This window comes from Magnetospirillum sp. SS-4, assembly GCF_902729425.1.
Classification (GTDB): domain Bacteria; phylum Pseudomonadota; class Alphaproteobacteria; order Rhodospirillales; family Magnetospirillaceae; genus Phaeospirillum.
In genome coordinates this window covers 31,443-45,143 of sequence record NZ_CACVCH010000060.1, presented here as the reverse complement: position 1 = coordinate 45,143, position 13,701 = coordinate 31,443, and the positions used below count along the sequence as shown (strand labels likewise).

Below are 13,701 nucleotides of genomic sequence, written 5' to 3'. Positions count from 1 at the left end.
TGCGGCCCCCGCCCAGGCGGACATCAGAGGGGCCTTTTTGAGGGAGCCCCTGCCCGAGCGGCGAGCGGAAAACAGACCACCCCTGGGGGTGTGTCTATGGCTCCGACCCTTTGACCTTTTTCAGTGTAGCCCCTTCAGCCGCCCCGTCAGGGGCACGGGCCTGAGGGGGGGGTCAAGGGTGCGCGTAGCGCATCGCGAAGCGACTTGCCCTTGACACTGCCCCGACCCGTGCCCCTGACGGGGCGGCTGAAGGGGCGGAGGTGAAAAAGGTCCTGGAGACCGTGTTCGTTCGGGGGCCGCATCCTCACGGCCCCCACCCGCCGAACGCCTCGGCGGCTGCAAGGTCGTCGTCGGACGGCCCCACCCATGCCTCGTCGTCGCCGGTCGGGACGGATTCGATCGCCCCACCCTCGCCAGCCTCCCCAGCGGCCTCGGCGGCGCGCCGCTCACGCTCGGGCTCGGCGGCCACAGCCACGGCGGCCAGGAGCATGCCCTGGGCGCGCCACGACGGGATGAGGCGGCGGGGCACGAGGTCAAGAGGCACTCTGACGCGGACGTGATACCGTCCGCTTGGTTTGCGGGTGAGATAGGCCATGGCTCCGACGGGTCCACATGTGGGTCCACACGCGGATCAGATCCGTTCGGCGAGGCTTGATTTTCCTTGGAAAAAGTCGCTGGCGTCCCCACGGGGATTCGAACCCCGGTTACCGCCGTGAGAGGGCGGTGTCCTAGGCCTCTAGACGATGGGGACGTCGAGGCGCGAGGCAGGCTTTATGTCGGAATTCCGGGGGGCTTGCAAGCGCTTTTTCCCGAAAGCCCTGGTAATTCTTCGCCGGCTCCGGACAGGCCTCACCCCTGCTCGATCACCGCGCTGAGGCTGCGCCAGCTTGGCTCCGACGGGGCCAGCAGCAGCCCGGCTCGGCAGAACACCGGTTGGTAGGGCATATCCGTCATCAGGCGGCCAAAGCCGCCGGCCTCGGCGTGGATCAGCACGCCGGCGGCATGATCCCACGGCATCAGCTTCTTGAAGTGAGCGAAGTGGAGAACGCCGGTCACCAGATCGAGGTAATCGTGGGCGGCACTGCCCCGGCGGCCGACCTGGGCCACCAGCGACGACAGCCGGCCGGAGCGCTTGACCGAACCGCGCAGGCTGTCCAGCGGTCCATCGGGCAGCACCGACAGACGCCGATCCTCCATCCAGGCCCCCTGCCCCGCCTCGGCGGTCACCATCCGGTCGGTGATCGGGTCGTGAATCCAGCCGGCGCGGGTGACGCCGTCGATCACCAGGGCGATGATGACGGCGAAGCGCGGATTACCTTTGGCGAAATTGGCGGTTCCGTCGACAGGATCGATCACCCAGACCGTCCCCAGTCCCTCCAATCTGTCGAGGAGGTCCGGCGCGGCGTCCACCGCCTCCTCCCCCACCACCATGGAGCCGGGCAGAAGGTCCGTCAGACGGCGCGACAGCACCGCCTCGGCCGCCACGTCGGCCTCGGTCACCAATTGGCCCGGCTTCTTCTCGCGGACGTCGCCGGCGGCCAGATGGCCGAAGCGCGGCAGGATTTCCGCCTGGGCCGCCTCGCGGATGATTCCGGCGACACGGTCGGGATTCATGGCATCCCCCGTCCGCCGGCCTGACGTTGCTGGAACCGCCGGATATCGGCGGGGTCAAGCTTGACCCGCATGAAGGCGTGGGCCTGGTCGTCGCGCCGTGCCACCACCTCGCCATGACGGTACAGCCATGAGATCGAGGCACCGTCGTCCAGCGGCAGGGAAACATCGATAACCTGACGTTCCGCCCCGAGCCGGGAATCCAGATTTTCCAGCAGGTCTGACAGCCCCTCGCCGGTCAGCGCCGACAACGCCACCGCGTCGCTTCGCCGCCGGGCCTGATTGAGCACCTCGGCCTTGCGAGGCTCGTCCAGCAGGTCGATCTTGTTGAGCGCCTCGACCAGACCGCGGTCGACCACCTCGGCCAGCCCCAGTTCCCGCAGCACCGTTTCCACGTCGGCGGCCTGGGCCTCGCTGTCGGGATGCGAGACGTCGCGCACATGCACCACCACGTCGGCCTCCAACACCTCTTCCAGGGTGGCGCGGAAGGCGGCGACCAGTTCATGCGGCAGGTCGGAGACGAAGCCGACCGTATCGGACAAAATGATCCTGCGCCCCGACGGCAGCACCAGGGTGCGCATGGTGGGATCAAGGGTCGCGAACAGCATGTCCTTGGCCAGCACCTCGGCGCGGGTGACGGTGTTGAACAGGCTGGACTTGCCGGCATTGGTATAGCCCACCAGCGCCACGATGGGATAAGGCACCCGCCGGCGCGCCTTGCGGTGCAGGTCGCGGGTACGCTTGACGTCCTCCAGCTCCCGTTCCAGCTTGGTGATGCGCTCGCCGATCATGCGGCGGTCGGCCTCGATCTGGGTTTCACCGGGGCCGCCCAGGAAGCCGAAGCCGCCGCGCTGGCGTTCCAGATGGGTCCAGGACCGCACCAGCCGCGAACGCTGGTAGCTGAGCGCCGCCAGTTCCACCTGCAAACGGCCCTCGCGGGTGCGGGCACGGGCGCCGAAAATCTCCAGGATCAGACCGGTGCGGTCGATGACCTTGCAGGCCCACGCCTTTTCAAGGTTGCGCTGCTGAACCGGCGACAGATGACCGTCGACCACCACCAGGGCGATCTCGGCTTCGGCGACGGTCTCGGCCAGACGCTCCACCGCCCCCTTGCCCAGCAGGGTCGCCGGCCGCTTCTTGGCGACGCCGACCGCCTCGGCGGCGATGATGTCGAGATCGATGGCCTGGGCCAATCCGACCGCCTCGGCGAGACGGGCCTCGGGCAGGCGCATGGGTTCCCCCGCCTTGAAGGCGGGGTGAACGACCATGGCGCGCTGGCGCGGGGGTGCCGAGGGGCCGGTTTGTCCGTTTGCCACTTACTCTTCGCCGTTTTCCTTGACCGGCGGCTCGAACAGCGAGATCGGCGTGGACGGCATCACCGTCGAGATGGCGTGCTTGTACACAAGCTGGGTATGGCCATCCCGGCGCAGAAGCACCGAAAAATTGTCGAACCAGGTGACGATTCCCTGAAGCTTGACGCCGTTGACCAGGAAGATCGTGACCGGGGTCTTGTTCTTGCGGATGGTGTTAAGAAACACATCCTGCACATTCTGGGACTTTTCCGCGGACATGGGTGTGATCCGTTCTTATTTGCCCGATTATGGTTATTGGAGTGGGGTCTGGGACCCTCCCCGTCGAACCCATTTCGTTATCACCAATTCGCGGCGATGGGAACCTATAGTTCACGCAGCAGATTGGACAATTCGCGACACCCCGACAGGAATAATACGGGAGGATAGGGAAATTCACCTTCGTATGAGGGGTGCGGCCGGATGATGATCGGAACGCAACCGGAGTTGACGGCGCAATGGGAGTCGATGGGTGAATCGCCGACGAACCATACCTGCGGTCCGGCCTCCAGGCCGGTATCTCTCAGGGCGAGATGAACCGGCGCCGGGTCGGGCTTGTCGGCGGGCGCGTCGTCGGCGCCGACCAGGGCGGCGAAGCGGGGAGTCCAGCCCATGACCTCGGCCTCCCTGCGCAGGAACGAGCCGCGCTTGTTGCTGACCACCGCCAGCGTGATGCCGGCTTCGGCCAGGACATCCAGCAGGTCGTCGGCGCCAGGCAGCGGCCGAAGATGATCCATGTGGATGGCGGCGAAGCTGGCGGTGAACACGTCCCTGGCCTCGTGCCAGCGATCGCCGAACATGGCGGGAAAGGAATCGCGCATCGAGGCGGCGACGCGCTCCCTGGTTTCTTCCATGCTCCAGTCCGGCATGCCGAAATGGCGGAAGGTCATGTTGTAGGATTCACGAATGCAGTCCCAGGAATCCACCAGGGTGTTGTCCCAATCGAAGAGAACGGCGCGGGGACGCTGAAGACGTTCGCTCACGATCAAAAGAACTCCAGCCGGACCGAGAACATCTTTTCCACCTTCTTCACCGCCTCGGCGGTGGCGAACAGGATGACGCGGTCGCCCGACTGCACCACGGTGCTGCCACGCGGGCTGATCACCTGGCCATTATGGACGACGGCGCCCAGCAGGACGCCGGCCGGCAACTTGACCTCGCGCAGCGGCTTGCCCACCAGGTTGGAGGTCTCCAGGGCGTCGGCCTCGATCAGTTCGCCAAAGCCCTCGTGCAGCGAATGGACGGCATGGATGCGGCCGCGGCGGACGTGCTGGAGGATGTTGGACACCGTGATGGCGCGGGGCGAGATCACCACGTCGATGCCCAGCGGCCCCACCAGGGCGTTGTAGGTGGTCTTGTTGATCAGCGCCATGGTCCGGTCGCAGCCGTAGCGCTTGGCCAGCAGGCCGGCCAGGATGTTGGTCTCGTCGTCGTTGGTGACCGCCACCACCGCCTCGGCGGCGGCGACCGAGGCCTCTTCCAGGATATCGGGGTCGAGCACGTCGCCGTTCAGCACCACCGAACGGGTCAGGCTCTTGGCGACGAACTCGGCCCGCGCCCGGTCGGCCTCGATCACCTTGATGGAGGCGCCGGGATGCGACTCCTCCAATTGCTGGGCCAGGAACAGTCCGATATTGCCGCCACCGAAGATGACGATGCGACGCGCTTCCTTATCCTCGCGACCGAATGCCGCCAGGGCGCGTTCCACATGATTGGTATCGACGACGAAATAAACCTCGTCGCCTTCCTGCATCTGGTCCTCGCCGGTGGGAACCAGGGGCTTGCCGTCCCTGACGATGCCGATGATGACGATGGCGAGATCGGGAAACAGCACCGTCAACTGGCGCAGCGGCGTGTTGATCAGTGGGCATTGCTCGGCGCAGCGCACTCCGATCAGCCGCACCTTGTCGCCGGCCAGGGGGATGACGTCGATGACTCCGGGAACCTGAAGCCGGCGGGTGATGGCGCGGGCAACCTCGATCTCGGGGCTGATGATGACGTCGATGGGCAAATGCTCGCGCGAGAACAGATTGGCCCAGAGGGGATGAAGATAGCTCTGGCTGCGGACACGGGCGATCTTGGTGGGCACGTTGAACAAGGAATGCGCCACCTGACAGGCCACCATGTTGACCTCATCGGCGGCGGTGACGGCGATCAGCATGTCGGCATCGGCGGCGCCCGCCTGTTCCAGCACGGCGGGATGGGAGGCGAAGCCCTGCACCACCTGGACGTCCAGGGTGTCGCTGACCTTGCGGATCAACTCGGGACGCTGGTCGATGATGGTGACGTCGTTATGCTCGCCCGCCAGATAGTGGGCGATGTTGAAGCCGACCTGGCCGGCGCCGCAGACGATGACCTTCATTTCTTTTCGTCCGTGTTGACGCCGAGCAGCTTCAGCTTGCGATGAAGCGCCGAACGCTCCATGCCGACGAAGGCGGCGGTTCGGGAGATATTGCCGGCGAAACGGTTGACCTGGGCCAGCAGGTATTCGCGCTCGAACAGCTCGCGGGCCTCGCGCAGCGGCAGGGTCATGATCTCGCTGGACTTCTCCCAGCGCAGCACCGCCGGCGTGATGGCGCCGATCTCGCCGGGCAGCATGTCCGCGCGGATGGGGTCGCGGGAATCGCCGGGCGCCATGATCAGCAGCCAGTCGATGACGTTGCGCAGCTGGCGGACATTGCCGGGCCAGTCATAGGCCTGAAGCGCCGCCATGGCGTCCTCGGCGAAGCCGCGGGGCTGAACCCCGGCCACCGTCGCCGACAATTGCATGAACTGGCGCGACAACGCCGGAATGTCGTCCTTGCGGTCCCGCAACGAGGGGATGCGCACTGGAACCACGTTGAGGCGGTAGAACAGATCCTCGCGGAAGCGGCCCTGCGCCATCTCGGACTGGAGATCGCGATTGGTGGTGGCGATGACGCGGACATCGACCTCGACCCTTTTTCCGCCCCCCACCCGCTCGAACATCTGGTCCTGGAGCACCCGGACGATCTTGCCCTGCGTCTCCAGCGGCATGTCGGCCACCTCGTCCAGCAGCAAGGTTCCGCCATGGGCCTGCTCGAAGGTGCCGATCTTGCGCGGGGAATCGGGACCGTCCAGTCCGTGTTCGGTTCCGAACAGCTCGATCTCCATGCGGTCGGGATGCATGGCGGCGCAGTTCAGCACCACGAAGGCACCCTCGGCACGGCGGGAACGCGAATGAATCAGCCGGGCCACCACCTCCTTGCCCGATCCGGCCGGGCCGGTGATCAGGACCCGGGAATTGGTGGGGGCCACCCGCTCCAGCGACTGGCGCACCTGGGCGACCGCGGCGGAATTGCCCACCAGATCGACGCTGGCGCCCGAACGCTGCTTCAGATCCTCGATCTCGCGCCGCAGGCGGGCGGCCTCGATGGCGCGGTCGACAACCAGCAACAGCCGGTCGGCCTTGAACGGCTTTTCGATAAAGTCGTAGGCGCCGTGCTTGATGGCCTGAACCGCGGTTTCGATGTTGCCGTGGCCGGAAATCATCACCACCGGCACTTCCGGATGATCGCGCTTGACCGCCTCCAGCACGCCCAGACCGTCGAGGCGCGAGCCTTGCAGCCAGATGTCCTGGATAACCAGATTGGGGCGGCGGGAACGGATGCCGTCCAGCGCCTCGTCCGAATTGGAGGCCTGCCGGGTGGCGTGGCCCTCATCTTCAAGAATGCCGGCGATCAGGGCGCGAATATCGCCCTCGTCATCGACGATCAGGATGTCATGCGCCATGGGATACCGTCGGTTCGGCGGAGGCCTGGGGGAGTGGCTGTTCGGTGACGGGGAAGATCAGGGCCACCTTGGCGCCGCCTCCAGGCGCATCCTCAAGATACAGATCACCGCCATGGTCTTCCATGATCTTCTTGACGATGGCAAGGCCTAATCCGGTTCCCTTGGCCCGGGTCGTCACATAGGGCTCGGTCAGCCGTTCGCGGTTTTCCGTGGGCAGGCCGCGGCCGTTATCCACGATCTCGACCGCCAGCCGCTCGGGCTGAAGAACCAGACCAAGGGTGATGCGGCCCCGCGCCGCGCCGGGATCGTCGCGCCCCTGGATGGCCTCGACGGCGTTCTTCAGCAGATTGGTCAGCGCCTGGCCGATCAGGCGGCCATCGCAGACCACCGGCACCTTGTGATCGGGAATCACGCCGACGAAATCGACCTCGGGAGAACCGGTGCGTTGCAGGAACAGAGCCTGTCGGCAGATGTCGGCAAGATCGTCCGGCTTCATCTGCGGCGCCGGCATGCGGGCGAAGGACGAGAACTCGTCCACCATGCGGCCGATATCGCCCACCTGACGGACGATGGTCTCGATCAGCGTGACGTATGTCTCTGGATCGGACTGTATCTCCTTGAGATATTTACGCTTCAGGCGTTCCGCCGATAGCTGGATCGGGGTCAGCGGATTCTTGATCTCGTGGGCGATGCGCCGCGCCACGTCGGCCCATGCGGCCTTGCGCTGGGCCGAGACCAGTTCGGTGATGTCGTCGAAGGTGACGACGAAGCCGATGATCTCACCGTCCAGATGTTCGGCGGCGACCCGCACCAGCAGGATGCGGGACCGCCCGCCGGGAGTGGCGAGGCGAATCTCGTGCTGAACCAGACGGTCGGGGCGGCGAACCACCTCGTCCAGGGATTCCGCCAGTTCGGGCAGCACCTCGCGCAGGTCCCTGCCCGCCGCCTCCTCCAGTGGCCGGCCAACCAGTTCGCTGGCGGAACGGTTGGGCAGATGGATGCGGCCCTGGCGGTCCAGGCCGATGACGCCGGCCGACACGCCGGCCAGAACCGTCTCGGTGAAGCGACGACGCTCGTCCAGTTCGCGATTGGCCCCCATCAGATCGTCGCGCTGGGAGGACAACTGGTGGGTCATGCGGTTGAAGGCGCGGCTGAGCACGCCGACCTCGTCGGCGGCATCCTCGGCGACACGGGCGTCCAGGTCGCCGGACCGCACCCGTTCGGCGGCATCGATCAACCGGGCGATGGGAGTGGCCAGCCGGGTCGCCATGGACAGGCCGACCCAGACCGAGGTCAGAACCAGCAGGAGGGCGACCACGACGAACACCAGCGAGAAGGCGGTTTCAAGGCCCGAGCGCCGCCCTTCCAGCCGCTCGTACTGCGCCACCGCCTCGGAGGTCTGCTCCATATGGCCGACCACCTTGGGATCGACGAAGCGGCCGACGAACAGATAGGTATCGCCGAACAGGCCGGTCAGCATCACCAGTGCCCGCACCCGGTCGTCGCCGCTGCTGGTCAGTACCGCGACGTCGCCCGACCGCGCCTTGTCGAAGGCCCATTGCGGAATCTGGCTGATATTGGCCTCGGCCGCGAAGATCAGGCCGGAACGGGCGATAATGGTGCCGCGCCCGTCGAACACGATGGCCTCGGTCAGGCCGCGGACCGCCGCCTGGGTGCCGACGAATTGGACGAAGGCCTGCGGCGAGCGCAGCAGCATCGAGCCCTCGCGGTTGATGTCGTTGGCCATGGCGAGCGCGTCGCCGCCGATGATCTGCTTGTGCTCCTCAAGATAGGCGCGCGCCACCTCCAGCGAGGCCTGCAACGCGGTCCGCACCCGGTCGGAGAACCAGCTTTCGACGCCATAGCGGAAAAAGGCGGCAGACCCCACCGACATCAGCACCGATGGCGTCACCGCCACCAGGGCGAACAGGACGATGAAGCGCAGATGCAGGCGGGAACCGGACGACCCCCGCCGCCGCTCGCGCAGGACGTCGAGGACGCGCTGCCCCACCACGGCGCCCAGGGCCAGCAGGAGAATGCCATCCACCGACAGCAGCATCATGATGGTGCGAGGGTCCGGCCCCTGGCTGCCCGCCGTCATCATGGCCCAGACGGTGGAGAACACCGACACGACCGCAACGACGGTCAGGACATAGGCCAGGCGTCGCGACAGGTCGGCCATGGCTATTTGAGGCCGCGGCTGATCTGGATATCCAGATCCTTGATCTTCTTGCGCAAGGTGTTGCGGTTGAGCCCCAGAAGATGAGCCGCCTTGATCTGGTTGCCGCGGGTCGCCTCCATGGCCAGGGTGACCAGCGGCTTTTCCACCTCGCGCAGCACCCGGTCGTGAAGCCCGGCCGGCGGCAGGGAATCGCCGTGGTTTCCGAAATACTCGCGCAGATGGCGCTCGACCATGGCCGACAGCCCCTCGCCCTCAACCCCGCCCCCCAAGGACTCGGCGATGGGCGCACCTCCCGCCAGTTCGGTCTCGATCACGTCGATGCCGATCACCTCCTGCGAGTAGAGGGCGGCAAGGCGGCGGACCATGTTTTCCAGCTCGCGCACATTGCCGGGCCAGCGGTGCCGTTTCAGCCGTTCCATGGCCTGGGCGTCGATGCTCTTGGCCGGCAACCCTTCCGAACCGGCCTGGCTCAGGAAGTGCCGGACCAGTTCGGGGATGTCCTCGCTCCGCTCGCGCAGGGGCGGCAGACGGATCGGCACCACGTTGAGGCGGTAGAACAGGTCCTCGCGGAACAGTCCCTGGCGAATCAGCTGGGTCAGATCGCGATGGGTGGCGGCGACGATGCGGATATTGGCGCGGATGGGAACGCGGCCGCCGACGGTGGTGTATTCGCCCTCCTGAAGGACGCGCAGCAGCCGGGTCTGGGCCTCGGGCGGCATGTCGCCGATCTCGTCGAGAAACAAGGTTCCACCCTCGGCCTGCTCGAAACGGCCGCTTGAACGCTGGGTGGCGCCGGTGAAGGCGCCTTTCTCGTGGCCGAACAATTCGCTTTCGATCAGTTCGCGGGGGATGGCCGCCATGTTGATGGCGACGAAGGGGCCGTTGCGGCGCTTGCCGTAATCGTGCAGCGCGCGGGCCACCAGTTCCTTGCCAGTGCCGGACTCGCCGGTGATCATCACCGTCAGGTCGGTGCCCATCAGCCGCGCCAGGGTGCGATAGATATCCTGCATGGCGGCCGAGCGGCCGATCAGCGGCAGCTTTTCCTCGTCGTCGCCGGCTCCGGCCTCGGCCGCCGGGCCTCGCGGCGCCGACAGCGCCCGGCCGACCACGCTGACCAGTTCCTTGAGGTCGAACGGCTTCGGCAGGTATTCGAAGGCGCCGCGCTGGGTCGCCTTGACCGCCGTCAGCAGGGTATTCTGGGCGCTCATGACGATCACCCGCAAATCGGGGCGGATCTTCTTGATGCGCGGCAGCAGGTCGAGACCGCTTTCGTCGGGCATCACCACGTCGGTGATCACCAGGTCGCCGTCGCCATCCGACACCCAGCGCCACAAGGTGGCGGCGTTGCCGGTGGTCCGCACCTCGTAGCCGGCGCGGCCCAGGGCCTGGGTCAGCACGGTGCGGATGCCGCGGTCGTCGTCGGCCACCAGGATGGTGGCGGGATTCGTGCTCATGGTGATGGTCATCTGTCCCCATCCTGAACCATCGGCAGCATCACCCGGAAGATGGTGCGCCGGGGCACGCTGTCGAATTCGATGATACCGCCGTGATCGCCGACGATCTTGGCCACCAGGGCCAGCCCCAGCCCGGTTCCCGAAACCTTGGTGGTGACGAAGGCGTCGAACAGGTTCGGCCACAGGTCCTCGGGGATGCCGGGACCGTTGTCCTGGATGCTGACCACCAGCGGCAGATGGCGTTTGGTCTCGCTGCCGGGCAGGGCCAGCCGGATGCCGTGCTGATAGCCGGTGGACAGCACGATCTCGCCCCCGTCCTCGGGCGCCGCCTCGGCGGCGTTCTTGACCAGATTGAGAAAAACCTGGATCAGCTGGTCGCGATCGCCCAGCACGTCGGGCAGCGACGGGTCGTAGTTCTCGACCAGCCGCAGATGGCGGGCGAATCCGGCCTCGGCGATGCGGCGCACATGCTCCAGCACCCGGTGGATGTTGACCGGCTGGCGGACCACATTGGGATTGTCGGAGAAGATCTCCATGCGGTCCACCAGGGCCACGATGCGGTCGGCCTCGTCGCAGATCAGCCGGGTCAGGATGCAATCGTCCTCGCTGGCGTTCTGCTCCAGCAACTGGGCGGCGCCGCGAATGCCGGACAATGGATTCTTGACCTCGTGGGCCAGTATCGAGGCCATGGCGGTGACCGAGCGGGCGGCATGGCGGCTGGTCAGCTGGGCGCCGATCTTCAGCGCGATGGATTGTTCGTGCAGGCTGACCACCAGGCATCCCGGCATTTCGGTGATGGGCGACACCTGGACGGTGACGGTGCGGTGCCCGGTCCGCGGGGTGTCCAGGGTGATGCCGTGCTCGGAGATCGAGCTGCATTCGCCGCGGGTCTGATCCAGAAGCGCCAGCACCGGCGAATCCGCCGGCAGAAAGTCGGTGATGGGGTGATTGCACAGATAGGCCGAACCGCAGGCGAACATCTGCTCGGCGCCGCCATTGGCGTAGAGGATCAGGTTGGCCGCATCCAGCGCCAGCACCGCCGCCCCCAACGATCCCAGCACCATGCCGGGATCGACGGCGGGGAATTGCGATCCGGCCGTCACGCCGCCGCCCTGTCGAGCAGCGGCAGGTAGAAGTCGGCAAGCGCCCGGCGGACCGCCTCGGCATCGCCCAACTGGTTGATGCGGGCGCGGAATTCGGCGGAGCCCGGCAAGCCCTTGGAATACCATGCCAGATGCTTGCGGGCGTTGCGCACTCCCGCTTCGTTTCCGTAATGAAGCAACAACGCCTCGTAATGCTCGGTCAGGATGGCGTATTGCCCGGCCAGATCAGGGTCGGGCCGGCGCTCGCCGGTGGCGAGGCAATGGGCCACCTGCCCCGGCAGCCATGGCCGGCCATAGGTTCCCCGGCCGATCATCACCCCGTCGGCGCCGGACAGGTCCAGCATGCGCCGGGCGTTGTCGATGCTTTCCACGTCGCCATTGCCGATGACCGGAATGGACACGGCGCGCTTGACCTCGCCGATGAACGACCAGTCGGCCGAGCCGGTGTACATCTGGCTGCGGGTGCGGCCATGAACCGTGACCATGCGGATGCCGCATTGCTCGGCGATGCGGGCAAGGCTGGGGGCGTTGCGGCTGGTCTGGTCCCAGCCGGTGCGCATCTTCAGCGTCACCGGAATGTCCACCGCCTCGACCACGGCGGTCATGATGCGGGCGGCGAGGTTTTCGTTGCGCATCAGGGCCGAGCCGGCCTCGCCCTTCAGTGCCACCTTCTTGACCGGGCACCCCATGTTGATGTCGATGACGGCGGCGCCCAGATCCTGGTTCAGGCGAGCGGCCTCGGCCATCACCTTGGGCTCGCAACCGGCCAGCTGCACCGCCATCGGGAATTCCTCGGCGGTATGGGCCGCCATGCGCATGGTCTGGCGGTTCTGGCGAATCATGGCCTGGCTGGCGATCATTTCCGACACCACCATGCCGGCCCCCATGCGCTTGACCAGACGACGGGTGGGCATGTCGGTCACGCCGGCCATGGGAGCCAGGATCACGGCGTTGTCGAGCCGGACCGGCCCGATGTGAAGGCTTTGTCGCAGGGTATCGCTCATAGCTGCTTATTTATTATGCAGGGGCTGATCGACGCAACCGAATTCCTGATTAGAGCGTCGAGCCCCATATCTGAAACGGCCCTGTTTCTCATGGGGCGAGACAGACCGCGAGGCGCGCTTCGCGGCGCGATGCGGCGCATCGGGCAAGAAGCGGAACGCAGCGGATGCCCGCCCCATGGAAACCCGCCGTCGGCTTCGCCGACACTTCGGTAAAATGCATGCGGAGCATGCGTGGGACGGGCGGATTTGCCCCATTACCTTCGGCAACGGGCTTGACCGTAGCGCTGGCTACGCTCGGCGCCCCTTGCCTCGATTCTGAGCCAAATCCACTCCGTCAGGGTGCTTCAGATATGGGGCTCGCCGCTCTAAGGCAGCAGCACCTGGGTGACGAACTTGACGCCGGGATAGGCCAGCGTCAGCAAAAGCCACGACAGCAGCACGACGCGGGCGGCCATACGGCCACGCACGCCGCACACCCGGTGGCCGACCAGCAGCAGGCCGATCAGGCCGAAGGCCAGCAGCGCCAGCAGCGTCTTGTGCTGGAGGCGCAGCAGGATGCCGGTCTCGAAATACTGAGTGACCATGCCGGTCAGCAGGCCCAGCCCCAGCACCGCCTCGCCGGCCACCAGCAGCCAGCCGGCCAGATGCTCGCCATCGGCGACACTGGGCAGCAGGCGGGTCAGGCGGGTCGGATGCTTGCGCTTGAGCGAACGTTCCTGAAGGAAGGCGGCCAGCGACGCCACCGCCGCCAGGGTCAGCAGGGCGTAGGTCAGCACCGAAACGACGATGTGCAGATCGAGCCAGACCGGCGGCGCGCCGCCAACCATCGGAATCGGATTTTCCACCAGCCCGATCAGCGAGGCCAATCCGCCGAGGGTGGCCAGGAACGGCATCAGCAGCGGCGCCAGCCGCCATGCCTGGGCGGTCACGGCGGCCAGCAGGCCGAACAGGGCGGCGCAGGCGGCGATGCTGACCCACAAGGCGGCCGACAGGCTGGTCTGCCAGACGTTGCCCATCTGGGCGAGAACCAGCGTGGACGGAGCGGCCACGGCCAGGACGACAAAGGCCCAGAACAGGCCGTCCCGGCCGGCGCCGGGACGCAACGGCGCCAGCGCCGCCGGAATCGGGGCCACGAGGGCGATCAGGGTGAGAACGACCGACGACATGGCCCGACTATAGCATCCTTTGCCGCGCCGCAAAGAGGGGACGCAAAGGGGTTGAGGTATCTTCCCCGGCCGCTTAGGCTTG

Annotated in this window: 12 protein-coding genes and 1 tRNA gene; all 13 read right to left on the bottom strand. The window is 66.6% G+C overall.

From position 1 onward, the window contains the following. Window positions 1-304: 304 nt before the first annotated feature. Window positions 305-595, bottom strand: a complete 291-nt coding sequence (locus MTBSS4_RS10980; RefSeq protein ID WP_173983444.1) for a hypothetical protein — start codon at window positions 593-595, stop codon at window positions 305-307. Between the two features lie 80 nt (window positions 596-675). Beyond that, window positions 676-751 (bottom strand) — tRNA-Glu (locus MTBSS4_RS10975). Between the two features lie 98 nt (window positions 752-849). Further along, window positions 850-1,614, bottom strand: coding sequence for an inositol monophosphatase (locus tag MTBSS4_RS10970; RefSeq protein WP_173983443.1), 765 nt, complete (start codon window positions 1,612-1,614; stop codon window positions 850-852). Beyond that, entirely contained in the window at window positions 1,611-2,879 is a 1,269-nt protein-coding gene (gene hflX / locus MTBSS4_RS10965; protein WP_173983449.1) for a GTPase HflX, read from the bottom strand. The genes MTBSS4_RS10970 and hflX overlap by 4 nt, the downstream gene beginning before the upstream one ends. Window positions 2,880-2,927: 48 nt before the next feature. After that, window positions 2,928-3,182, bottom strand: coding sequence for an RNA chaperone Hfq (gene hfq, locus MTBSS4_RS10960; RefSeq protein ID WP_173983442.1), 255 nt, complete (start codon window positions 3,180-3,182; stop codon window positions 2,928-2,930). A 104-nt stretch (window positions 3,183-3,286) separates the two neighbouring features. Beyond that, a complete protein-coding gene (locus MTBSS4_RS10955; protein ID WP_173983441.1) occupies window positions 3,287-3,943 on the bottom strand; it encodes an HAD family hydrolase in 657 nt (218 codons plus the stop codon). Window positions 3,944-3,945: 2 nt separating this feature from the next. Beyond that, a complete protein-coding gene (trkA, locus tag MTBSS4_RS10950; RefSeq protein ID WP_173983440.1) occupies window positions 3,946-5,322 on the bottom strand; it encodes a Trk system potassium transporter TrkA in 1,377 nt (458 codons plus the stop codon). Continuing rightward, on the bottom strand, window positions 5,319-6,710 hold the full coding sequence (locus MTBSS4_RS10945) for a sigma-54 dependent transcriptional regulator (protein ID WP_173983439.1): 1,392 nt from the start codon (window positions 6,708-6,710) through the stop codon (window positions 5,319-5,321). Before MTBSS4_RS10945 ends, trkA begins: the two co-directional genes overlap by 4 nt. Beyond that, window positions 6,700-8,892, bottom strand: a complete 2,193-nt coding sequence (locus MTBSS4_RS10940) for a PAS domain-containing sensor histidine kinase (protein WP_173983438.1) — start codon at window positions 8,890-8,892, stop codon at window positions 6,700-6,702. The genes MTBSS4_RS10945 and MTBSS4_RS10940 overlap by 11 nt, the downstream gene beginning before the upstream one ends. A 2-nt stretch (window positions 8,893-8,894) precedes the next feature. Next, the gene (gene ntrC / locus MTBSS4_RS10935) at window positions 8,895-10,358 is read right to left on the bottom strand and encodes a nitrogen regulation protein NR(I) (protein WP_254432495.1); all 1,464 of its coding nucleotides are present in this window, start codon (window positions 10,356-10,358) and stop codon (window positions 8,895-8,897) included. Continuing rightward, window positions 10,355-11,410 carry a nitrogen regulation protein NR(II) gene (locus tag MTBSS4_RS10930; protein WP_173983447.1) on the bottom strand — a complete coding sequence of 352 codons (1,056 nt, stop codon included), beginning with the start codon at window positions 11,408-11,410 and terminating at the stop codon, window positions 10,355-10,357. The genes ntrC and MTBSS4_RS10930 overlap by 4 nt, the downstream gene beginning before the upstream one ends. Window positions 11,411-11,445: 35 nt before the next feature. Beyond that, on the bottom strand, window positions 11,446-12,453 hold the full coding sequence (dusB, locus tag MTBSS4_RS10925; protein ID WP_173983437.1) for a tRNA dihydrouridine synthase DusB: 1,008 nt from the start codon (window positions 12,451-12,453) through the stop codon (window positions 11,446-11,448). Window positions 12,454-12,818: 365 nt separating this feature from the next. Beyond that, on the bottom strand, window positions 12,819-13,619 hold the full coding sequence (locus MTBSS4_RS10920) for an inner membrane protein YpjD (RefSeq protein ID WP_173983436.1): 801 nt from the start codon (window positions 13,617-13,619) through the stop codon (window positions 12,819-12,821). Window positions 13,620-13,701 lie beyond the last annotated feature (82 nt).